This is a genomic window from Kluyvera huaxiensis (assembly GCF_040149365.1).
Classification (GTDB): domain Bacteria; phylum Pseudomonadota; class Gammaproteobacteria; order Enterobacterales; family Enterobacteriaceae; genus Kluyvera; species Kluyvera intermedia_A.
On the sequence record NZ_JBEFLV010000003.1, the window covers coordinates 40,876 to 62,502 of the forward strand.

General features: G+C 53.0%; 19 protein-coding genes. 7 read left to right on the top strand and 12 right to left on the bottom strand.

All coding sequences use genetic code 11. The annotated features are described in order from the left end of the window. Positions 1 to 27: 27 nt before the first annotated feature. Complete coding sequence (gene nagB / locus ABOC97_RS04165) at positions 28 to 828, bottom strand: glucosamine-6-phosphate deaminase (protein ID WP_349594422.1); 801 nt, start codon at positions 826 to 828, stop codon at positions 28 to 30. Between the two features lie 342 nt (positions 829 to 1,170). Between nagB and nagE the strand changes: the two genes are divergently transcribed. From nagE to ABOC97_RS04190, 4 genes are all read left to right on the top strand, one after another. After that, positions 1,171 to 3,117: a PTS N-acetyl glucosamine transporter subunit IIABC gene (gene nagE / locus ABOC97_RS04170; RefSeq protein WP_349594424.1), complete on the top strand. Its 1,947-nt coding sequence runs from the start codon at positions 1,171 to 1,173 to the stop codon at positions 3,115 to 3,117. 184 nt (positions 3,118 to 3,301) lie between these two features. Beyond that, positions 3,302 to 4,960, top strand: a complete 1,659-nt coding sequence (glnS, locus tag ABOC97_RS04175) for a glutamine--tRNA ligase (protein WP_349594427.1) — start codon at positions 3,302 to 3,304, stop codon at positions 4,958 to 4,960. 422 nt (positions 4,961 to 5,382) lie between these two features. After that, positions 5,383 to 6,789, top strand: coding sequence for a chitoporin ChiP (gene chiP / locus ABOC97_RS04185; protein ID WP_234503622.1), 1,407 nt, complete (start codon positions 5,383 to 5,385; stop codon positions 6,787 to 6,789). 50 nt (positions 6,790 to 6,839) lie between these two features. Then, on the top strand, positions 6,840 to 7,175 hold the full coding sequence (locus tag ABOC97_RS04190; RefSeq protein ID WP_349594430.1) for a ChiQ/YbfN family lipoprotein: 336 nt from the start codon (positions 6,840 to 6,842) through the stop codon (positions 7,173 to 7,175). Between the two features lie 115 nt (positions 7,176 to 7,290). Here the strand turns inward: ABOC97_RS04190 and fur are convergent, their stop codons facing one another. From fur to ybfF, 4 genes are all read right to left on the bottom strand, one after another. Then, complete coding sequence (fur, locus tag ABOC97_RS04195; RefSeq protein ID WP_061283437.1) at positions 7,291 to 7,743, bottom strand: ferric iron uptake transcriptional regulator; 453 nt, start codon at positions 7,741 to 7,743, stop codon at positions 7,291 to 7,293. 296 nt (positions 7,744 to 8,039) lie between these two features. Further along, positions 8,040 to 8,570, bottom strand: a complete 531-nt coding sequence (gene fldA / locus ABOC97_RS04200; protein ID WP_234503619.1) for a flavodoxin FldA — start codon at positions 8,568 to 8,570, stop codon at positions 8,040 to 8,042. Between the two features lie 151 nt (positions 8,571 to 8,721). Beyond that, positions 8,722 to 9,015, bottom strand: coding sequence for a LexA regulated protein (gene ybfE, locus ABOC97_RS04205; protein ID WP_234503617.1), 294 nt, complete (start codon positions 9,013 to 9,015; stop codon positions 8,722 to 8,724). A 130-nt stretch (positions 9,016 to 9,145) separates the two neighbouring features. After that, positions 9,146 to 9,910: an esterase gene (gene ybfF / locus ABOC97_RS04210; RefSeq protein ID WP_349594435.1), complete on the bottom strand. Its 765-nt coding sequence runs from the start codon at positions 9,908 to 9,910 to the stop codon at positions 9,146 to 9,148. Between the two features lie 182 nt (positions 9,911 to 10,092). On the opposite strand from ybfF, the gene seqA reads away from it, so the two are divergent. The 3 genes from seqA to ABOC97_RS04225 all read left to right on the top strand — a co-directional run bounded on the left by seqA (position 10,093) and on the right by ABOC97_RS04225 (position 12,842). Then, positions 10,093 to 10,662: a replication initiation negative regulator SeqA gene (seqA, locus tag ABOC97_RS04215; RefSeq protein WP_349594438.1), complete on the top strand. Its 570-nt coding sequence runs from the start codon at positions 10,093 to 10,095 to the stop codon at positions 10,660 to 10,662. Positions 10,663 to 10,694: 32 nt separating this feature from the next. After that, positions 10,695 to 12,335: a phosphoglucomutase (alpha-D-glucose-1,6-bisphosphate-dependent) gene (pgm, locus tag ABOC97_RS04220; RefSeq protein ID WP_349594441.1), complete on the top strand. Its 1,641-nt coding sequence runs from the start codon at positions 10,695 to 10,697 to the stop codon at positions 12,333 to 12,335. Positions 12,336 to 12,509: 174 nt separating this feature from the next. Continuing rightward, positions 12,510 to 12,842 (top strand): DUF1294 domain-containing protein, encoded by a 333-nt coding sequence (locus ABOC97_RS04225; RefSeq protein ID WP_349594444.1) that lies wholly within the window; start codon positions 12,510 to 12,512, stop codon positions 12,840 to 12,842. A gap of 36 nt (positions 12,843 to 12,878) precedes the next feature. Here ABOC97_RS04225 and ABOC97_RS04230 read toward each other — a convergent pair whose 3' ends face one another. The 7 genes from ABOC97_RS04230 to kdpC form a co-directional block, all read right to left on the bottom strand. Next, the gene (locus ABOC97_RS04230; RefSeq protein WP_349594447.1) at positions 12,879 to 13,355 is read right to left on the bottom strand and encodes a pyridoxamine 5'-phosphate oxidase family protein; all 477 of its coding nucleotides are present in this window, start codon (positions 13,353 to 13,355) and stop codon (positions 12,879 to 12,881) included. Between the two features lie 66 nt (positions 13,356 to 13,421). Next, a complete protein-coding gene (potE, locus tag ABOC97_RS04235; RefSeq protein WP_349594450.1) occupies positions 13,422 to 14,738 on the bottom strand; it encodes a putrescine-ornithine antiporter in 1,317 nt (438 codons plus the stop codon). Further along, the gene (gene speF, locus ABOC97_RS04240; protein ID WP_349594453.1) at positions 14,735 to 16,930 is read right to left on the bottom strand and encodes an ornithine decarboxylase SpeF; all 2,196 of its coding nucleotides are present in this window, start codon (positions 16,928 to 16,930) and stop codon (positions 14,735 to 14,737) included. Before speF ends, potE begins: the two co-directional genes overlap by 4 nt. A gap of 366 nt (positions 16,931 to 17,296) precedes the next feature. After that, entirely contained in the window at positions 17,297 to 17,401 is a 105-nt protein-coding gene (gene speFL, locus ABOC97_RS04245) for a leader peptide SpeFL (protein ID WP_006819052.1), read from the bottom strand. A gap of 278 nt (positions 17,402 to 17,679) precedes the next feature. After that, the gene (kdpE, locus tag ABOC97_RS04250; protein ID WP_349594457.1) at positions 17,680 to 18,357 is read right to left on the bottom strand and encodes a two-component system response regulator KdpE; all 678 of its coding nucleotides are present in this window, start codon (positions 18,355 to 18,357) and stop codon (positions 17,680 to 17,682) included. Next, a complete protein-coding gene (gene kdpD / locus ABOC97_RS04255) occupies positions 18,354 to 21,041 on the bottom strand; it encodes a two-component system sensor histidine kinase KdpD (protein WP_349594936.1) in 2,688 nt (895 codons plus the stop codon). Before kdpD ends, kdpE begins: the two co-directional genes overlap by 4 nt. A 2-nt stretch (positions 21,042 to 21,043) precedes the next feature. Then, positions 21,044 to 21,619, bottom strand: coding sequence for a potassium-transporting ATPase subunit KdpC (kdpC, locus tag ABOC97_RS04260; protein WP_349594460.1), 576 nt, complete (start codon positions 21,617 to 21,619; stop codon positions 21,044 to 21,046). Between the last annotated feature and the right edge of the window lie 8 nt (positions 21,620 to 21,627).

Genomic DNA, 21,627 nt, shown 5'->3' on the forward strand with positions numbered 1-21,627 from the left:
GCGGCGAACCACGGGACGGTAAGACAATTACAGACCTTTGATATTTTCCGCTTCGAGCTCGTTGAAATACTTCAGGGTCTTGACCTTCAACTCCATGGTGGAAGGTTCATCGCAGACGATCAGTGATTTCGGATGCAGCTGCAGACAGGTAATGGTCCACATGTGGTTGACGTTACCTTCAACCGCCTGCTGCAGAGCCAGCGCTTTCGGCGCGCCCTGAACCAGGATCATCACTTCTTCCGCATCCAGAAGCGTACCTACGCCTACGGTCAGCGCATATTTTGGTACCATTGCTACGTCGCCGTCAAAGAAGCGAGAGTTCGCCACGCGGGTTTCGTGCGTCAAGGTTTTGATACGGGTACGGGAAGAGAGGGAAGAAGCTGGTTCGTTAAACGCGATATGACCGTCGTTGCCCACGCCACCCATGAACAGGTGAATTTTGCCGTATGAACGGATTTTTTCTTCGTAACGACGACATTCTGCATCGACGTCCGGTGCATTGCCGTTCAGCAGGTTGATGTTTTCTGCTGGGATGTCGATATGATCGAAGAAGTTACGGTGCATAAAGCTGTGATAGCTTTCTGGATGCTCTTTCGCCAGGCCTACATATTCGTCCATATTGAAAGTGACAACGTGCTGGAAACTAACCTGGCCCGCTTTATGCATTTCAACTAAAACTTTATAGGTCGCCAGCGGAGTACCGCCGGTTGGCAGGCCCAGCACGAACGGACGGTCCGCGGTAGGTTTAAATGCGTTGATACGGTTAACGATATGGCGAGCTGCCCATTTGCCGACTTGCTCAGCGTTAACGAGAGGAATCAGTCTCATTCTTCACCTCAATATGTAAAATGTAAGATGTTGGCGGATGGCATCTCCATGCATGCTCTAAGCGTAACCTGTTTACATCGACAGGGAGCGATCCGTTTTGATTTTTTGAATGATAAAATAAGTTTTCATAGTTAGCCAGTGAAAGGGAGTGGTGTTGACAATTTTTGGTGACAATAGTCACAAAAAACACGTGTTTAATTTGCGATACGAATTAAACTTCCACACACTCATCATCCATAAGAGTTGTGAATGCAGTTTACAAGACATCGCAGTTACATGCTTTTTTGTACAATAAAAAAATGGCTTAAATGAGCCGTATCGGGGTCTCGTAGGGGGAATAAGATGAATATTTTAGGTTTTTTCCAGCGACTGGGTAGGGCGTTACAGCTCCCTATCGCCGTGCTGCCGGTGGCGGCGCTGTTGCTGCGATTTGGTCAGCCAGATTTACTGAACGTTCCATTCATCGCGCAGGCGGGTGGATCAATCTTTGATAACCTGGCGCTGATCTTCGCGATTGGTGTGGCATCCAGCTGGTCGAAAGACAACGCGGGTTCTGCAGCATTGGCGGGTGCAGTGGGTTATTTCGTCCTGACGAAAGCCATGGTTACCATCAACCCAGCGATTAACATGGGTGTGCTGGCGGGTATCATTACTGGTCTGGTCGGCGGTGCAGCGTATAACCGTTGGGCGGGCATCAAACTGCCTGACTTCCTGAGCTTCTTCGGCGGCAAACGCTTTGTTCCAATCGCGACTGGCTTCTTCTGTCTGGTGCTGGCTGCAATTTTCGGCTACGTATGGCCTCCGGTGCAGAACGCAATCCATGCTGGTGGTGAATGGATCGTCGGCGCAGGCGCGCTGGGTTCCGGCATCTTCGGTTTCATTAACCGTCTGCTGATCCCAACCGGTCTGCATCAGGTGCTGAACACCATCGCCTGGTTCCAGATTGGTGAGTTCACCAACGCCGCTGGCGCAGTCTTCCACGGTGACATCAACCGCTTCTATGCGGGTGACGGCACTGCGGGTATGTTCATGTCCGGCTTCTTCCCAATCATGATGTTTGGTCTGCCGGGTGCAGCGCTGGCGATGTACTTCGCCGCACCGAAAGATCGTCGCCCAATGGTTGGCGGTATGCTGCTGTCCGTTGCCGTCACCGCGTTCCTGACCGGTGTTACCGAGCCGCTGGAATTCCTGTTCATGTTCCTGGCTCCGCTGCTGTACCTCCTGCACGCGATTCTGACCGGTGTAAGCCTGTTCATCGCCACGCTGCTGGGTATCCACGCAGGCTTCTCCTTCTCCGCAGGTGCTATCGACTACGTGTTGATGTACAGCCTGCCGGCAGCAAGTAAGAACGTCTGGATGCTGGTAGTGATGGGTCTGGCGTTCTTCGTTATCTACTTCGTGCTGTTCAGCGTGGTTATTCGCATGTTTAACCTGAAAACGCCTGGCCGCGAAGACAAAGACGACAACGTCGTGACTGAAGAAGCGAACAGCAACACCGAAGAAGGTCTGAACCAGCTGGCAACCAGCTACATTGCAGCGGTTGGCGGTACTGATAACCTGAAAGCGATTGATGCATGTATTACCCGTCTGCGTCTGACCGTGGGTGATTCTGCCAAGGTGAGCGATGCGATGTGTAAACGTCTGGGCGCTTCCGGTGTGGTGAAACTGAACAAACAGACCATTCAGGTCATCGTGGGTGCGAAAGCTGAATCTATCGGCGACGCAATGAAGAAAGTCGTTGCTCGTGGCCCGGTTGCAGCAGCAGCGGCAGAAAGCGCACCGGCAGCAGCGGCCGCGGTAAAACCGCAGGCTGTGGCTAACGCGGCCACCGTTGAAACGCTGGTTTCACCAATCACTGGTGACATCGTTGCTCTGGAACAGGTTCCTGACGAAGCGTTCGCTAGCAAAGCGGTAGGCGACGGCGTAGCGGTTAAACCAACGGATAAAACCGTTGTTTCACCGGCAGCGGGTACCATCGTGAAAATCTTTAACACCAACCACGCGTTCTGTCTGGAAACTGACAAAGGTGCGGAGATCGTTGTCCACATGGGTATCGATACCGTCGTGCTGGAAGGTAAAGGCTTCAAACGTCTGGTTGAAGAGGGTGCGGAAGTGGTTGCGGGTCAGCCAATCCTGGAAATGGATCTGGAGTTCCTCAACGCTAACGCGCGTTCAATGATTAGCCCGGTTGTTTGCAGCAACAGCGATGATTTCGGCGGTCTGGTAATTAAAGCCGAAGGTCATGTAGTTGCCGGTCAAACGCCACTGTATGAGATTAAAGGTAAATAATCGCTCCTGAGTAAAGTTGATTAATGCCTTAAGCGGCGGGGGAAATCCTCCGCCGCTTTTTTTTGCAGCAATTTGCCCCAATATTTTCGTTTGCGACATTTTTTGCGTAACTAAAGGTTGTCAGTCCGTCCGGCTTATAAGATCATATGCCGTTATACGTTGTTTACGCTTTGAGGAATCTACGATGAGTGAGGCTGAAGCCCGCCCGACAAACTTTATTCGTCAGATCATTGACGAAGATCTGGCTACCGGTAAGCACACTACGGTGCATACTCGTTTTCCGCCAGAGCCAAATGGCTATCTGCACATCGGCCATGCGAAATCTATCTGCCTGAACTTCGGTATTGCGCAAGACTATCAGGGCCAGTGCAACCTGCGTTTCGATGACACCAACCCGGTTAAAGAAGACATCGAATACGTTGAGTCCATCAAAAACGACGTCGAGTGGTTAGGTTTTCACTGGTCAGGCAACGTTCGCTACTCCTCTGATTATTTCGATCAACTGCACGCCTATGCGGTAGAACTTATCAACAAAGGTCTGGCGTACGTCGATGAACTGACGCCGGAACAGATCCGCGAATACCGCGGCTCGCTGACCGCACCGGGTAAAAATAGCCCGTTCCGCGATCGCAGCGTAGAAGAGAACCTGGCGCTGTTCGAAAAAATGCGTACCGGTGGCTTCGAAGAAGGTAAAGCCTGTCTGCGTGCCAAAATCGACATGGCATCATCCTTTGTCGTGATGCGCGATCCGGTGCTGTATCGTATTAAATTTGCCGATCACCACCAGACCGGCACCAAGTGGTGCATCTACCCGATGTACGACTTCACCCACTGCATTAGCGATGCGCTGGAAGGGATTACGCATTCACTGTGTACTCTTGAGTTCCAGGATAACCGTCGCTTGTATGACTGGGTTCTCGACAACATCACTATTGCGGTTCACCCGCGCCAGTACGAATTCTCGCGCCTGAATCTGGAATACACCGTGATGTCTAAGCGTAAGCTGAACCAACTGGTGACTGAGAAGCACGTTGAAGGTTGGGATGACCCACGTATGCCGACGATTTCCGGTCTGCGTCGTCGTGGTTACACCGCAGCTGCTATTCGTGAATTCTGCAAACGCATCGGCGTGACCAAACAGGACAACACCATTGAGATGGCTTCTCTGGAATCCTGCATTCGCGAAGATCTGAACGAAAACGCACCACGCGCGATGGCGGTTATCGATCCAGTTAAACTGGTCATCGAAAACTATCCGCAGGGCGAGAGCGAAATGGTCTCTATGCCTAACCATCCGAACAAACCGGAAATGGGTAGCCGTGAAGTGCCGTTCAGCGCAGAGATCTGGATCGACCGCGCCGACTTCCGTGAAGAAGCGAACAAACAGTACAAGCGTCTGGTGATGGGTAAAGAAGTTCGCCTGCGTAACGCCTACGTGGTGAAAGCAGAACGCGTGGAGAAAGATGCCGAAGGCAATATCACCACGATTTTCTGTACCTACGATGCGGATACCCTGAGCAAAGATCCGGCCGATGGCCGTAAAGTGAAGGGCGTAATTCATTGGGTCAGCGCTGCACACGCGTTGCCGATTGAAATCCGTCTGTACGATCGCCTGTTCAGCGTCCCGAATCCAGGTGCCGCAGAAGACTTCCTGTCGGTGATGAATCCGGAATCACTGGTTATCACTCAGGGCTACGGTGAGCCATCTCTGCAGGCCGCTGAGGCCGGTAAAGCGTATCAGTTTGAGCGTGAGGGTTACTTCTGTCTCGACAGCCGCTACAGCACCGCAGACAAGCTGGTATTTAACCGCACCGTCGGTTTACGTGATACCTGGGTTGGCTAAACGGTCATTTGCCCTACCAAAACGCCGCCTCTGAGCGGCGTTTTTTTTATCCCTGAATCGCCTAATAATATTTTCGCGTAGCGAATTAATGCAATCACGCCACTTCTAATGCATTTGCATGATGATTGTAATTCATCCGGAAAAACATAATGTAAACGGTCTCATTAACATTTCATCCAGGCCCCATAAGGGTTGGTGACGGGAAATGTTAATAACGCACTCCGTTACACATTGAAACCAAATATGTGCGCTTTGTCATAATCCTGCACTCTTGTTGCGGAAAAGGATTGATAATTCGCGTCGCGAAAAATAGTCTATCGGTGTAGCGAAACACCTTTTTCCAGAAGTTCATTTTTTTTAAAGTTTTTATTTTTTTGCCTCTGCTTTGCGGCGGCATTTTAAAAGTCAAAGAGGATTTAACTATGCGTACGTTTAGTGGCAAACGTAGTACGCTGGCGCTGGCTATCGCCGGTGTGACAGCACTGTCGGGCTTTACAATGGCACCGGATGCAAAAGCTGAAGGGTTCATTGACGACTCATCATTAACTGGCGGCATCTATTACTGGCAGCGTGAGCGTGACCGTAAAGATGTTACCGATCACGATAAATATAAAACCAACCTTTCTCACTCCACCTGGAACGCCAATCTCGACTTCCAGTCTGGCTATGCCGCCGATATGTTCGGTCTTGATATCGCTGCATTTACCGCGATTGAAATGAACGAAAGCAGCGAAAGTGGTCACCCGAACGAAATCGCGTTCTCTTCAAAAAACAAAGGTTATAGCGAAGATTACAGCGGTGATAAGTCTGGTATCAGCCTGTATAAAGCGGCAGCTAAATTCAAGCTTGGGCCAACCTGGGCACGTGCCGGTTACATTCAGCCAACCGGTCAAACTCTGCTGGCACCACACTGGAGCTTTATGCCTGGTACTTACCAGGGCGCTGAAGCCGGGGCGAACTTCGACTACGGCGACAACGGTGCACTGAGCTTCTCCTACATGTGGACCAATGAGTACAAGGCACCTTGGCATCTGGAAATGGATAACTTCTATCAGAACGATAAGAAGACCAAGGTCGACTACCTGCACTCCATCGGCGCTAAATACGATTTCAAAAATGACCTGGTGCTGGAAGCGGCATTTGGTCAGGCAGAAGGCTATGTTGATCAGTACTTCGCCAAAGGTAGCTACAAATTCGATATCCCTGGCGGCCCTCTGACCACCAGCTATCAGTTCTACGGTACCCGTGACAAAGTGAGCGATCACGGTGTGAACGATATTTACGACGGCACCGCGTGGCTGCAAGCGTTAACCTTCGGCTACAAGCTGAAAGAGGTCTTCGACTTCCGCCTGGAAGGGACCTGGGTTAAAGCTGAAGGTCAGCAGGGCTTCTTCCTGCAGCGTATGACGCCAACCTACGCTTCCTCCAACGGTCGTCTGGATATCTGGTGGGATAACCGCTCTGACTTCAACGCCAACGGCGAAAAAGCGGTGTTCTTCGGTTCGATGTATGACCTGAAAAACTGGGATCTCCCGGGCTGGGCAGTGGGCGCGTCTTACGTCTACGCATGGGATGCTAAGCCATCGACCTGGCAGATGAACCCAGATGCTTACTACGACAAAAACAACAAAATCAAAGAGTCTGCTTACAGCCTCGATGTGGCTTACACCGTACAGGATGGCCGCGCGAAAGGGACTCTGTTCAAACTGCACTTCACCCAGTATGACAACCACTCCGACATTCCAAGCTGGGGCGGTGGTTACGGCAACATCTTCCAGGACGAGCGTGACGTGAAATTCATGGTTATCGCACCGTTCACTATTTTCTGATGCATGACGCGGCAGGGGGAAACCTCTGCCGCCGCTAAGAGGTTCATCGCATGAAAAAATTGATTATTGTTGCCTTAATGGCTGTCGGCCTTACCGCTTGTGCGCAGTCACCTGCGCCGAAAGAAGACACCAAACTGAAAGATGCCTATAGCGCCTGTATCAATACGGCGGAAGGTAATCCGGATAAAATCCAGGCCTGCCAGAGCGTATTGAACGTGCTGAAACAAGATAAGAAGCACGAGCAGTTCGCGAACCAGGAAAGCGTACGCGTGCTGGATTATCAGCAGTGTATTCTGGCGAGAAAAACGGGTAACGACCAGGCCGTGGCCAGCAAGTGCGATAAGATTTGGCAGGAAATTCGCAGCAACAATACGCCACAAAAATAATGTCGTGTTAAGAACTGAAAACCGCTGCTTGCAGCGGTTTTTTTATGTCGATACCAGACCGATAGGCAAAAAAAAACCAGCACACAATGGCTGGTTTTTTGACGAGCGGCGGTCGTTATTTTTCGATGCCGTCGTGAGCGTGTTCATCTTCGCGGCAGTCGCCTTCAGCGCAGTGACCGTAAAGATACAGGCTATGGTTGGTTAAGCGAATCCCGTACTTGGTCGCGATTTCACGCTGGCGCGCTTCAATCGAATCATCGCTGAACTCGATAACTTTGCCGCAGTCGAGGCAGATCAGGTGATCGTGGTGATGCTGCTGAGTCAGTTCGAATACGGATTTGCCGCCTTCAAAATTATGGCGAGTCACAATGCCAGCGTCATCAAACTGGTTCAGTACGCGGTAAACCGTGGCTAAACCGATCTCTTCACCCATGTCGATCAGGCGTTTGTATAAGTCTTCCGCGCTGACATGGTGGTTATGAGGTTCCTGAAGAACTTCCAGAATCTTTAACCGTGGAAGTGTGACTTTCAGGCCAGCCTTCTTTAATGCGGTATTATTGTCAGTCATGCGGAATCTGTCCTGTTGCTAAACGATTAACTTCCATCAGCGAAAGTTTCACAGAGAATGCACCCGAATTAATGCGTCTCATTATAGAATGGCCCTATCAAAATGAAAACAGCAAGGCCCGGGTAAGCTAAGCTTTCAAAAACGAGGCTTCACCGACAAACTGAGCGATGAACCTGCGCTAAATCAGAAGATATTGTACAGGTATGCGATAAAAAGTTAAAAATTTGTAGCTATTATTTTAATTGCTTTTACCTATTAATGAGGTGCAATTTGATAATTACACCTCATTATTGCGATTAGGCGTTTTTGATTTCGTCCAGGTGCAGTTCTTCAGCCACCTGCTTAACCCATTTCTCAACGCGCTCCGCGGTCAGTTCTGGCTGACGGTCTTCGTCAATCGCCAGACCCACGAAGTGATCGTCATCGGCAAGTCCCTTAGACGCTTCAAAATGGTAGCCTGCGGTTGGCCAGTGACCCACGATGGTTGCGCCACGTGGTTCAATAATATCGCGAATGGTGCCCAGGGCATCACAGAAATATTCCGCGTAATCTTCCTGGTCGCCACAGCCGAACAGCGCAACCAGTTTACCGTTGAAATCTACTTCTTCCAGCGTTGGGAAGAAATCATCCCAATCGCACTGTGCTTCACCGTAGTACCAGGTTGGGATACCCAGCAGCAGGATATCGAACGCAGCCAGATCTTCTTTGCTGCTCTTGGCGATGTCATGCACGTCAGCGACATCTTTACCAAGCTGTTTTTGAATCATTTTTGCGATATTTTCGGTGTTTCCGGTATCGCTACCGAAGAAGATGCCAACGATTGCCATGAGTAAAATAACCTCTTGAAACTTAATGATATGGTGGTGGCTTATTGCCCACAGATAAGGGCAATCATAGCAGAACAGCGCAGTGTGCGGAAACAGCAATCGTGCCGGACTGCACACTCTGCTACATGAAAGCGTGTTTTGGGGGGATTTTTCAGACTTTCCCCTGTCCGTGCAGCAGCGCAAGCTGGTTCATCAACATCTCTTCGATGAGTTCGCTGCGGCTCATATCACGGGCAGTCGCCAGCTCGTTGAGCGCGTCAACGGCTTCGTTATTCAGCTTCAGTTCGACACGCTTAAGCCCGCGAACCTTGTCGCGTTTTAGCTGATTGCGCTTATTGATGCGGAGCTGTTCGTCACGCGAAAGCGGATTGGTTTTTGGTCTTCCCGGGCGACGCTCATTTGCGAACAAATCTAGTGTCGTACGGTCCGTTTGTTCTTTTGCCATGATTCTGAGTGACTTCGGGGAAAACAAGCTACCGGGCAGTGCCCAGCGCAGACAGCGCGCAATCATACATCAGTGGAACCCGCACGCCAACGACCGCGGCCATTCTGGCGCGCGGTCGATGCATTTTTAATCACTCTGCGAGGTAACGGCGGATAGCGCGCAGTACAGCGTCTGGTTTTTCCGCATGCACCCAGTGACCGGCACCGGCAATAACGTGCGCTTTGGCCTGCGGGAACTGGGCTAAAAGGCTGTCTCGATAGGCTTCGGTAACGTACGGCGAATTGCCGCCGGGAATAAACAGGGCAGGCTTATCCCACGCGGGGATAGTTTCCCAGCCAACAATGTGCGGGTATTGTTCCCACAGCACCGGCACGTTGAAGCGCCAGGCGCCGTCAACGAAGGATTTCAGCAGGAACTGGATGACCCCTTCTTCATGAAGGAATTCACGCATGACGGTAGCCGCTTGCTGGCGCGTGGCAACACCGGCGTTGGTCACTGCATTGATCGCAGCAAAAATTTCATCATGACGGCGAACATGATAATCCACCGGCGCAATATCAATCGCAACCAGACGGTCGATACGCTCCGGTGCCAGTGCGGTCAGCGCCATCACCGCTTTACCGCCCATGGAGTGGCCGATAAGCGTCGCCGTTTCAATATTATGCTCGTCGAGCGTATCGAGAAGATCCTGGGCCATGGCCGGGTAGTTCATCTCTTCAGAACGCGGCGACAGTCCATGGTTACGCATATCAACCTGGATAATATCGTGGTCAGCAATCAGGTCGCGCGCCAGGATACCGAGATTGTCCAGACTGCCAAACAGGCCGTGGACGAGGACGATGGGGGAATTATTGTGCAGGTTTTGTGCAGATTGCGCTCGGACATTCAATTTCATAGCAAAGTTCTTTTTTTCGCGTTGTCGGGTTAGGGTATCATGTTGGACATTCTAACGCTCAGGGGCAAGTAAGGAACTCATCCGAATTTTGCCGCGTTCCTGGTTTGGCGCTACCCGCTGTTGGGTTTTGACTTTATAATCCCAATGAATTGTATTCAGAAAAATTATTGCACCGGATTAAGATGAAAACGATCGAAGTTGATGACGAGCTCTATCGCTATATTGCGGCTCACACTCTGCACATTGGTGAGAGCGCGTCCGACATTTTACGGCGTATGCTGAAATTCACCGCCGCTTCACAGCCTGCTGTTGCCGCAGCGCCGGTCGTCAAAGCAGAACCGGCCCCTGCGCCAGCTGCTGCTCCCGTTGCTGAAGTTAAAACGGTTAAAACGACGAAAGACAAAGTTCGCGTGATGCGTGAACTGCTGCTCTCCGACGAATACGCCGAGCAGAAAAAAGCGGTTAACCGCTTTATGCTGATCCTGACCACGCTCTATTCGCTGGACAACAAAGCCTTTGCTGAAGCCACCGAATCGCTCCATGGTCGCACCCGCGTCTATTTCGCCGCCGATGAGCAGACGCTGCTGAAAAACGGTAACCAGACGAAACCTAAACAGGTGCCGGATACGCCATACTGGGTCATTACCAACACCAATACAGGCCGTAAATGCAGCATGGTCGAACATATCATGCAGTCAATGCAGTTCCCGGTGGAACTGATTGAAAAGGTTTGCGGTACCATCTCATACTGACAATCTAACCCTTGCATAAGAAGGACCAGGCAATGGCAATCCATACCCGTGCGGGTCAGCCTGCACAGCAAAGTGATTTGATCAACGTTGCTCAACTGACATCTCAGTACTACGTGCTGCAGCCGGAAGTGGGCAATGCGGAACATGCGGTGAAATTCGGGACTTCCGGTCACCGCGGGAGCGCAGGTCGTCACAGCTTCAACGAAAAGCATATTTTAGCCATTGCTCAGGCAATCGCTGAAGAGCGCGCGAAAAATGGAATTACGGGCCCATGCTACGTCGGGAAAGATACTCACGCGCTTTCTGAGCCTGCGTTTATTTCCGTTCTTGAAGTGTTGGCGGCGAATGGGGTTGATGTCATTGTGCAGGAAAACAATGGTTTTACGCCGACGCCGGCTATCTCCAATGCCATTCTTGTGCATAACAAAAAAGGCGGCCCGCTGGCTGATGGGATCGTGATTACGCCATCCCATAACCCGCCGGACGATGGCGGTATCAAGTACAACCCACCAAATGGTGGCCCGGCTGATACCAACGTCACCAAAGTGGTTGAAGATCGCGCCAACGCGCTGCTGGCAGCCGACCTTAACGGCGTGAAGCGTATTTCCTACGCTGCGGCGCTGGCTTCCGGCCACGTTCAGGAAGTGGATCTGGTGCAGCCGTTTATTGAAGGGCTGGCGGATATCGTCGATATGGCGGCTATCCAGAAAGCGGGCCTGACGCTGGGCGTCGATCCGCTGGGCGGCTCCGGTATTGAATACTGGAAACGTATTGCCAAACACTACAACCTGAACCTGACCATCGTGAACGATCACGTTGACCAGACTTTCCGCTTTATGCACCTCGATAAAGACGGCGCAATCCGTATGGACTGTTCCTCCGAGTGCGCGATGGCGGGCCTGCTGGCGCTGCGTGATAAGTTCGACCTGGCGTTTGCCAACGACCCGGATTACGACCGTCACGGTATCGTAACTCCGGCTGGTTTGATGAACCCGAACCATTATCTGGCAGTGGCTATCAACTACCTGTTCCAGCATCGTCCGCAGTGGGGCAAAGATGTGGCGGTCGGCAAGACCCTCGTCTCCTCCGCGATGATTGACCGCGTGGTCAACGATCTGGGCCGTAAGCTGGTGGAAGTCCCGGTTGGCTTTAAATGGTTTGTTGACGGTCTGTTCGACGGCAGCTTCGGCTTCGGCGGCGAAGAGAGCGCGGGGGCTTCTTTCCTGCGCTTTGACGGTACGCCATGGTCTACCGATAAAGACGGCATCATCATGTGCCTGCTGGCGGCAGAAATTACCGCTGTCACCGGTAAGAACCCTCAGGAGCACTACAATGAGCTGGCCGCACGCTTTGGTGCGCCGAGCTACAACCGTCTGCAGGCGAGCGCAACCTCCGCGCAGAAAGCGGCGTTGTCCAAACTGTCTCCAGAAATGGTCAGCGCCAGCACGCTGGCGGGCGACCCTATCACCGCACGTCTGACGGCAGCACCGGGTAACGGCGCATCGATTGGTGGTCTGAAAGTGATGACCGACAACGGCTGGTTCGCCGCGCGTCCGTCTGGCACCGAAGATGCCTACAAAATCTACTGTGAAAGCTTCCTCGGCGCTGAACATCGTCAGCAGATCGAGAAAGAAGCGGTAGAGATTGTTAGCGAAGTGCTGAAAAACGCCTGATAGCGAAAGTGTCGTAAGGTTTAATGCCGAACGATTAAGGGGTTCCTGAAAGTTCGGTGATGCAAGAATCCGTAGTCCCTTCGGGATTACGGATTTTTTTATGGCTGAAAGACGTTTACGGCTCACTTTCGGTGTATCCAGGAATGAGCCGATTACCAAAGGATGTATAGCGCGATGAGATTTAACCCGTTTTGTTATGGCCTGTTGGCCCTCTTAGCGGCAACCAGCTATTTCCATTTTCATTCGTTCTGGGCATGGCTGGTGATGGTCAATATCGCCACCCTGTTGGTGTACGGTATCGATAAATTTGCGGCCCGTAAAAGCTGGCAGCGGGTACCTGAAATGACGCTGCTGGTGTTCGGGATCGTTGGTGGTTGGGTCGGGGCACTGGTGGCTCAGCAGTTGTTCCGCCACAAAACCCAGAAACAGCCGTTCCGTACCTGGTTTATGCTGAGCGTGGTGTTAAATGTATTGGTAGTGGTGGGTTGGGGATACTGGCAGGCATAGATTTCGCTCTCTCCCCATGAAGATTGTTCTGGCCCGCTATTCCGCCTGATTTCGGCGGCAGGTTAACTCCTCACAGTCGATACGCACTACGCAAACCGCTTTCATCATGTCGTCACGGTAGTTGAAGATTTTTCCCGGTACGGCCTGGCGCATGATGGCGTCGAGGCCCTGTTTCATCTCTTCAGGTTGCTGCAAAATGGTCGCCCGCCCTTTAGCGGTAATACTGGTGTAGCCGTAGCTATAATCGCAGGCATCTTCCGCCTGAATTAAACGATGGTCGCCATCGATCTCCACGCTAATCGCCGGATTTTTGCGTAACAGGCGCATTTTTTTGCCGCAGCGCGCGCCGTGAAAATAGAACGTCCAGCGTCCGTCCTGGTAGTGATAACCGAAATTGACCGGCACGATATACGGGCTGCTTTCGTCGTTAAGCGCGATACGGCAGATATGGTGGCGCTGAATAATGGCAAGCATAGTGTCGATATCGGAAACGATGCGCTCTGGGTTGCTCATGATGATTGTCTTAAGAAGGGAAGTAATAAGGAAGCGGGTTGCCGTTGCCAGCAACCCGCGAAGGTCTTAACCGTGTTTGTTTTTCAATTCAAAACGTGGTGATACCAGGCCGTACAGCGTCCAGCCGAGGAAGGTCACGATTGAACCGTACAACATAGCTTCCTGGCCGGAAGAGAACAGGGCGTAGAAGCTATACATCGCACCAATGAATGCCACGATGTTGGCCATACGGGCTTTGCCTGCTGGCACATTCGCCATCCGCTGGATAATCACCAGAGCCGCCATCGACAGGATGTACGGAATGATGTTGGTCACGACCGCCAGGTTAACCAGCACGTTGAACTGATTATTCAGCGATGGGCTGATGGTCATTAATGACAACCCAGACTGAATGACCACAATCACTAGCATCCCTTTCACCGGCGCATCGGCTTTACTGACCTGAGAGAACACTTTCGGGAAGTAGCCTTCATCCGCAGAGGATTTAAACACCTGCGCAATGGTGAACTGCCAGCCGAGCAGTGAACCGCAGCAGGACATCACCATCAGCGCCATGATCACTTTCCCGACTTCCGGAGTGAACATCTGCGCGAAGGCAAGACCAAACGGCGCGGTGGAGTTCGCCAGATCCATGTTTGGTACGATACCGGCAATGACGTTGGTGGAGATGATGTAAATCACCGCCGCCCCCAGGGTCCCACCCAGTACGGCGATAGGTACGTTACGTTCTGGGTTCTCAACTACTTCGGCGTTAGCACAAGCGGATTCCAGACCAAGGAAGGCCCACAGCGTCATGGCAATGGATGAACCTACCGCAGTGAAGAACGGCACGTGATGTGGGTTCCAGGACTCTGCGTACATGGTTGGGCTGAACCAGAACCAGCCAATAACGCACAGGCCGACTACTGGAATGATTACCCCCCATACCGTAATGCTGCTGATCTGACCGGTAATACGCGCACCGCCGAAGTTAGCAACGGTACAGATCCACAGCACGCAGATGGTGGCGATCCCGATTTGCACCGGACTTAGTGCGGCACCGAAAAGCTCGGTGCCGTAACCGACGGCGGAGATGGCGATGGCCACGTTGGCAATCAGCAATGAAACACCGTAGGTATAGTTGGCCATAAAGTTGCCCGACTTACCAAAGGCATACTCGGCATAACCGCCCATACCACCAGATTTCTTACTGAACATCCCGCATTTGGCGAAGGCCCAGGCTAACGCCATCGAACCGACGGCGGTGACGAGCCAGGAGATAATCGAAATGGTGCCGACTTCAGCCAGTTTGGTGGGCAGCATGATAATACCGGAGCCCATCATGTTCACCATCGTCAGGATGGTGAGCTGAACAACACCCATTTTATTGTTGGCTTTGCTCATAATTTCTCCCCTTTCAGCAGCGCAGGTTGCGGCAGCTGAGACTGAATCACGTAGCACCACACCTGTTTGCGCCCATCATGCTCCTGGATATAAACCCCCTGCAGCTCAGGCGCAAAGCCCGGTAGCAGGTTGATCCCTTCTTCCAGCGCGGTGAAGTAGCGCAGTACGGAATCGCCCCAGATTTCGCCAGGGACTACGCACAGCACTCCTGGAGGATATGGCAGAGCGCCTTCGGCGGCGATTCGACCTTCCGCCTGTGACAGCGGAACCAGCTCAACTTCGCCGCGCAGATAGGCGTAGTTGGCATCCTGCGGGTTCATGCTGACGCGTGGGAAGTGTGATTTGCGGAACATCTCTTTTTGCAGTTGTTTCACGTTATGACGGGCATACAGGTTATGCATCTCCTGGCACAGCTGGCGCAGGGTGTAATCCGCATAGCGATCTTTGTACTGACCGTAGAGTGATGGCAGAACCTCTTTCAGCGGCGCATCCGCTTCTAGCAGCGTTTCGAAACGGACCAGCAGGGCAACCAGTTGCTGCAGTTTGGCCATATCTTCGGCCGGGGTCAGCAGGAACAGGATGGAGTTCAGGTCGCATTTTTCCGGGACCACGCCATGCTCACGCAGGAAGTTCGCCAGAATAGTTGCCGGTACGCCGAAGGTATCGTACTCACCGTTACCATCAATGCCTGGGGTGGTCAGCAGCAGTTTGCATGGGTCGACAAAGTACTGATGCTCGGCATAGCCTTCAAAGCCGTGCCAGCGTTCGCCCGGTACAAAGTGGAAGAAGCGCAGGTCGTTGGCGATCTGTTTGGTTTCAAACGACTGCCATGATTTGCCGTCAATCTGCTCAGGAACAAATGGGCGAATATGGTGGCAGTTATCGAGAATCAGCTTACGTGCTTCGATACCGTTAGAGACGCAGTCCATCCACATGTTGCGACCCGCTTGCCCTTCGTGCATTTTGGCGTTGATATCCAGTGCCGCAAACAGCGGATAGAACGGGCTGGTGGAGGCATGCATCATAAAGGCGTTGTTAAGACGCTTATGCGGAACGTAACGCTGTTGGCCTTTAATATGGCTGTCTTTTTTATGAATCTGCGAAGTCTGTGAGAAACCGGCCTGCTGTTTATGCACTGACTGAGTGACCAGGATACCAGGGTCATTTTCGTTCAGCTCAAGCAGCAGCGGCGAGCAATCGGCCATCATCGGAATAAACTGTTCGTATCCCACCCAGGCGGAGTCAAACAGGATGTAGTCGCACAGATGACCAATTTTATCGACGACCTGACGAGCGTTATAAATGGTGCCGTCATAGGTACCGAGCTGAATAACGGCCAGACGGAATGGACGTTCATTGCGCGCGCGGTTTGGTGCGACTTCAGCGACCAGTTCACGCAGATAGCTCTCTTCGAAACAGTGAGCGTCGATACCGCCGATAAAGCCGTACGGGTTACGTGCGGTTTCCAGATACACCGGCGTTGCCCCTGCTTGCAGCAGCGCGCCGTGGTGGTTGGATTTGTGGTTATTACGGTCAAACAGCACCAGATCCCCAGGGGTCAGCAGCGCGTTAAGCACCACTTTATTAGAAGAAGAGGTTCCGTTAAGAACGAAATAGGTTTTATCGGCGTTAAACACTTTAGCTGCGTGCTGCTGGGCAATGCACGGTGCGCCTTCGTGGATTAACAGGTCGCCCATCGCGACGTCGGCGTTACATAAGTCAGAGCGGAATAACGTTTCGCCAAAATATTCAACGAACTGGTTGCCAGCAGGATGGCGGCGGAAGAATTCACCGCCCTGATGCCCTGGGCAATCAAACGCGCTGTTACCTTGCGCGACGTAATCGACCAGTGCGCTGAAGAATGGTGGACGCAGTTGTACTTCATACTTGTGCGCTGCGGCTTCTAGCTGACGGCCATAGAAGTCGTTACGCGTTTCGTCGTGTTCAAACACCCCTTGAATTCGTGAGAGATATTCTGATGGGACGATTTGATCTTTATTAATAGCAATAAAAACTGGCAGGTTATAACCCGTAGCATCTATTTCATCGAGTTTACCGCACTCAATGTCTTCAATAGATAATACGGCAGCGGCAACATCAATGAAATTCGTGTCGCAGGTATTGGTAATATTACGCTGGGTAGTAAAACAATCCGGGCAAGTACGGCTGACGGCAATTTTTAATTCAGACATTTTTCGACTCTTTATTTTTGGTAATAGCAGTCCCTCAATTTCTCGAATGAGAAATTGATATCGCCGGAAAAAAATCAATACGATCTCGCTGATGATAAAATCAGGGCGTAAGTTTTTTCAGGATGTCACAAACCCAACCGGTCCGGTGGCCGGAAGCTTTAGGTTTGTTGTGGCGAGCGCATGCAGCAGGCAAAAGCCTGTATATACACACCATCCTTCAAGTCGTTTCTGCGTTGGCTACGTTCGTTAACCAAGGTCACTTACTGAAGTAAGCTCCTGGGGATTAACTCACTCGCCGCTTTGATGCAACTTGAATGATTTTGCGTATCGCAAGGAATAACTGCGGGGCGCCCGAAGTCGGCAGACTTATCGGGCGTTAAAGAAGTGAAAGTCGAAACTATTACGGTGGGCAAACATCATAATATGAGTTGTCCGCCTTATGTGGGGCATCATTCGGTTATTATTTTCCATTTCGTATACCTCCGAGAAATATCTTAAAGCGGAGTCATTTTATCTCCAATCAGGCTTAAAACTGTGATGGCGATCAACTCCAAGAGATCATTTATAAAATAATCAATTGTTGGTAGGGGTTCATCTAGTATGAAATTCTGAATTGTGTATTTTATGTAAATGGAGTGTTTTGAATTTGATTTAAATAAACGGTGGGAGTTAGGTGTTTATATAAAAGGTCCCATTATCAGAGTTGTGATAATAATAGGATTAAGATTTTACTTATTATGAATAAATATTCACAACATAAAGCGGTAGCCAATCCCCGTTTCGGTTAATAAATGCTGTGGGCGCGCGGGATCTATTTCCAGCTTCTGTCGCAGATGTCCCATATAAATGCGCAAATAGTGACTATGTTCCACCGCATTGGGCCCCCACACCTGGTTTAGCAGCTGACGTTGGGTGAGCACTTTGCCCACGTTATTGAGCAGTACCGCCAGCAGGCGGAACTCAATCGGGGTGAGATGAACTTCCTCGCTGCCGCGCACGATACGCCGGGCGGCGAGATCAACGGTAATGTTGGAGAAGGCGACGACGGGTTCATTTGGTTGAGCGCCCGCATGACGGCGTAGCGCCACGCGCAGGCGGGCCTGCAGCTCGCCAATACCGAACGGTTTGCTGAGATAGTCATCCGCACCGGCATCCAGCGCGGCAATTTTATCGCTTTCCTCACTGCGGGCCGACAGCACAATAATCGGCACCGGGCTCCACTGGCGAATGTCGCGAATAAAATCGAGGCCGTCGCCGTCGGGCAATCCGAGGTCGAGGATAATCAGATCCGGTTTGCGCGTTGCGGCCTCCAGCAGGCCACGCTGAAGGGTAGCTGCGTCATACACGCGCAGCGCGTCGGCTTCCAGCGCGGTGCGCAGAAAACGGCGGATGGCATCTTCATCTTCAACAATCAGAACGCTGGTCACAGATCTTCCGGAGCCTCTTCCAGTTCAGGCGGTTTCTCTCGTGGAAGTGTAACACGAAAACAGGCGCCGCCTTCCGGCCGGTTGCTGGCGGAAAGGGTACCGCCGTGAATATCAACAATCGCCTGACAGATGGCCAGCCCCAGCCCTACGCCGGGGATTGCGGACTCTTTATGACCACGGGAGAACTTGGCGAAGATCTGCTGTTCTTGCCCACTCGGGATCCCCGGGCCGCTGTCCCAAACATCCAGTTGCAGGCTGTCGTGGGTGGTGGTTGCCGTGATGCCAATCTCCGCCTCGTTTCCCGCATATTTCACCGCATTCTCCAGCAGATTAATCAGCACCCGTTCGAACAGCGGGCCGTCCAGGAACACCAGCATCAGCGGGTCGGGTAGGGCGAGTTTAATCTGCCTGCCGTTCAATCCCGGCTCAAGCATTCGCAGCGCGCTGCCGACCACTTCTTCCAGCGTCAGCCACTCTTTATTCAGGTTAAACCCACCGGACTGAATGCGCGCCATATCCAGCAGGTTATTGACCAGGCGGGTGGTATTAAGCACGTGCTGGCGAATCTCGTTGGCCTGCGGGGCATACGGGGAACCGCTGCTGGCGAGATCGAGGGTGAGAATTTCCGCCTGGCCAAACAGCACGGTGAGCGGCGTGCGCAGGTCATGGGAAAGCGCCGCCAACAGTGAGTTACGCAGGCTTTCGCGCTCGCTGATAAGCCGCGACTGTTCTTCGCTGGCGGTGAGTGCCAGCCGTTCCAGCGCGCTGGCAACCAGCAGAGTAAAGGTCTCCAGCAGCCGCTGCTGTTCCGGGATCATCAACTGACGCAGATTCTGCGGCTCGACCACGATAAGTCCGTGAGTGCTGTCGGCGCTGCGCAGCGGCAAGATAAGATAGGGCACGCCGGGTAGGGTATCGGTACCGGCTCCGGCGGGGAGTCCTTTATCAAAACTCCAGTGGGCAATCGCGTCATCCCACGGCGTCATCCCTTCTTGCTGGGTGAGCGCAGTCAGTTTGCCGTGTTCATCCGGCATCAGCACCTGGCTGCGAGCGTGGAAAGTGGAGCGGATATACTGCTCGCAGGTGTGGGCGATATCGAGGGCGTTACGGCCCACCGCCAGAGTTTTCGACATTTCATACAGATGGCGGGTGCGCTGCTCGCGATAGCGCGCAACCCGCGCCTGGTAGCGCACCCCGGCGGTCAGATTACCAATCACTAGCCCGACGGTCAGCATCACACCAAACGTCAGCAGATACTGGACGTCAGAAACCGCCAGCGTCCCGCGCGGGGCGACAAATACCAGGTCGAAGCTAACCACGTTAATCACCGTCGCCAGCACCGACGGCCAGCGGCCGTAGAACAGCGCAACGATCACCACGCCCAGCAGATAAAGCATTACCAGGTTTGCCGCTTCGAAGGCCACCAGCCACTGTGCGGCGATAAAGGTAATGGCGGCACACAGCCCCAGTGCCACCAGACAGCCGCGAATTTGCACGCGCCATTTGTCGATAAAGGGCCGCCGGTCATGCGTGTTGTCCGGTAGCGGGAGCGGCGATTCATCAATGCCTACCACCAGCAGATCCAGCTCAGGGGCGTGGTGGGAAATACGGTCGCCAAAACGTTCGCCGCGCCACCAGTGACGCTTCTTCTGGCGGCCAATAACAATCTTGCCGAGATTATGCTCGCGGGCGTAACGGATGACCGCCGCCTCTTCCGATGGCTCGGAGAGGGTTGCCGTTTCGGCTCCCAACTCCTGCGCCAGCCGTAGGGCGTTGAGAATAGCTCGTCGCTGCGGTTCAGGCAGGCGGTGCAGCGTAGGCGTTTCGACGTACACCGCGTGCCAGGTGCTGCCTAGCCGCGAAGCCAGACGGGCGGCGGTCCGCACCAGTTTTTCGCTGCCGGTGTGGTGGCCAATACACAATAAAATCGCGTCGTGGGTATGCCAGACTTTTTCCTGGCCCTGGGTATCGCGCCAGGCGCGCATTTGATCGTCCACACGCTCGGCAGTCCGGCGCAGCGCCAGTTCACGCAGGGCAATCAGGTTGCCTTTGCGGAAGAAGTTTTCAATCGCCCGCTCGGCCTGACCGGCGAGATACACCTTGCCTTCGTTCAGGCGCTGGCGCAGATCGTCCGGGGGAAGGTCAACTAATATCACTTCATCGGCGGCATCAAAAAAAGGATCGGGTACGGTCTCGCGCACCTGAATGCCGGTGACGCCGCTGACCACATCGTTCAGGCTTTCCAGATGCTGAACGTTGACGGTGGTAAAAACGTCGATCCCGGCTTCCAGCAGTTCGTCGATATCCTGCCAGCGCTTGGGATGGCGAGAGCCGGGGGCATTGCTGTGCGCCAGCTCATCCATTAACACCAAAGCCGGGCGGCGGGCGAGGGCGGCATCGAGATCGAACTCCTGCACGTAGCGCCCGCGGTAGGCGGTACGCTTTGGCGGTAGCGTGCTCAGTCCTTTGAGCATCGCCGCTGTCTCCTTACGTCCGTGGGTTTCTACTACCCCCGCCAGCACATCCAGACCCTGTGAACGAAGACGCTGCGCTTCCGCCAGCATGGCCCAGGTTTTGCCCACACCGGCGCAGGCGCCGAAGAAAATTTTCAGTTTTCCCCGGTGCGCTTCGGCGGTATGTTCCAGCAGGCGATCCGGGTTTGGACGCAGCGGTTCGTCGGTCATCATCAATTATCCTTGTGGGCATCCAGCGCCATATTCAGCTCATTAATATTTACCACAGGTTGGCCGAGAAAGCCGAGCAGCGGCGTATGCGTCGCGGCTTCAACCTGTTCTCTGAGCCAGGCGGTGGAAACATTACGGACTTTAGCGATGCGCGGCACCTGCCATAACGCGGCGGCGGGCGTCAGGTTCGGATCTAACCCGCTGGCGGAAGCCGTTACCAGCTCAACCGGTACCGTGCGGCTGGCGTCGGGGTTAGCTGCGTGCAGCGCGGCGATGCGGTCGCTGAACAGTTTATCCAGCGCCGGGTTGCTGGCGGCCAGATTGCTGCCGCCGGAAGCCATCGGATTATCCGGCATGTCAGCGGTCGCGGAAGGACGGCCCTGGAAATAGCTGGGATCGCTATAGTTCTGGCCGATCTGTCGCGATCCGCGTAGCTCGTGGTTTTCAAAAATCAGCGAACCGTTGGCCTGGGTCGGGAACAACCATTGTCCCAGAGCGGTAGTCACCAGCGGATACAGGCCGCCGGTAATCAGCGTCAGGAACAGAAAAATCACAATGGCAGGACGTAATGCAGACATGTTATTTC

Excerpts from the sequence above, each read along its gene's own strand:
- ybfE (WP_234503617.1), bottom strand. The coding sequence starts at position 9,015 with ATGGCAAAAGAACAAACGGACCGTACGACACTAGATTTGTTCGCAAAT.
- glnS (WP_349594427.1), top strand. The coding sequence starts at position 3,302 with ATGAGTGAGGCTGAAGCCCGCCCGACAAACTTTATTCGTCAGATCATT.
- speF (WP_349594453.1), bottom strand. The coding sequence starts at position 16,930 with ATGTCTGAATTAAAAATTGCCGTCAGCCGTACTTGCCCGGATTGTTTT.
- chiP (WP_234503622.1), top strand. The coding sequence starts at position 5,383 with ATGCGTACGTTTAGTGGCAAACGTAGTACGCTGGCGCTGGCTATCGCC.
- nagB (WP_349594422.1), bottom strand. The coding sequence starts at position 828 with ATGAGACTGATTCCTCTCGTTAACGCTGAGCAAGTCGGCAAATGGGCA.
- nagE (WP_349594424.1), top strand. The coding sequence starts at position 1,171 with ATGAATATTTTAGGTTTTTTCCAGCGACTGGGTAGGGCGTTACAGCTC.
- fur (WP_061283437.1), bottom strand. The coding sequence starts at position 7,743 with ATGACTGACAATAATACCGCATTAAAGAAGGCTGGCCTGAAAGTCACA.
- seqA (WP_349594438.1), top strand. The coding sequence starts at position 10,093 with ATGAAAACGATCGAAGTTGATGACGAGCTCTATCGCTATATTGCGGCT.
- fldA (WP_234503619.1), bottom strand. The coding sequence starts at position 8,570 with ATGGCAATCGTTGGCATCTTCTTCGGTAGCGATACCGGAAACACCGAA.
- ybfF (WP_349594435.1), bottom strand. The coding sequence starts at position 9,910 with ATGAAATTGAATGTCCGAGCGCAATCTGCACAAAACCTGCACAATAAT.
- potE (WP_349594450.1), bottom strand. The coding sequence starts at position 14,738 with ATGAGCAAAGCCAACAATAAAATGGGTGTTGTTCAGCTCACCATCCTG.
- ABOC97_RS04190 (WP_349594430.1), top strand. The coding sequence starts at position 6,840 with ATGAAAAAATTGATTATTGTTGCCTTAATGGCTGTCGGCCTTACCGCT.
- ABOC97_RS04225 (WP_349594444.1), top strand. The coding sequence starts at position 12,510 with ATGAGATTTAACCCGTTTTGTTATGGCCTGTTGGCCCTCTTAGCGGCA.
- speFL (WP_006819052.1), bottom strand. The coding sequence starts at position 17,401 with ATGGAAAATAATAACCGAATGATGCCCCACATAAGGCGGACAACTCAT.
- ABOC97_RS04230 (WP_349594447.1), bottom strand. The coding sequence starts at position 13,355 with ATGAGCAACCCAGAGCGCATCGTTTCCGATATCGACACTATGCTTGCC.
- pgm (WP_349594441.1), top strand. The coding sequence starts at position 10,695 with ATGGCAATCCATACCCGTGCGGGTCAGCCTGCACAGCAAAGTGATTTG.
- kdpC (WP_349594460.1), bottom strand. The coding sequence starts at position 21,619 with ATGTCTGCATTACGTCCTGCCATTGTGATTTTTCTGTTCCTGACGCTG.
- kdpD (WP_349594936.1), bottom strand. The coding sequence starts at position 21,041 with ATGACCGACGAACCGCTGCGTCCAAACCCGGATCGCCTGCTGGAACAT.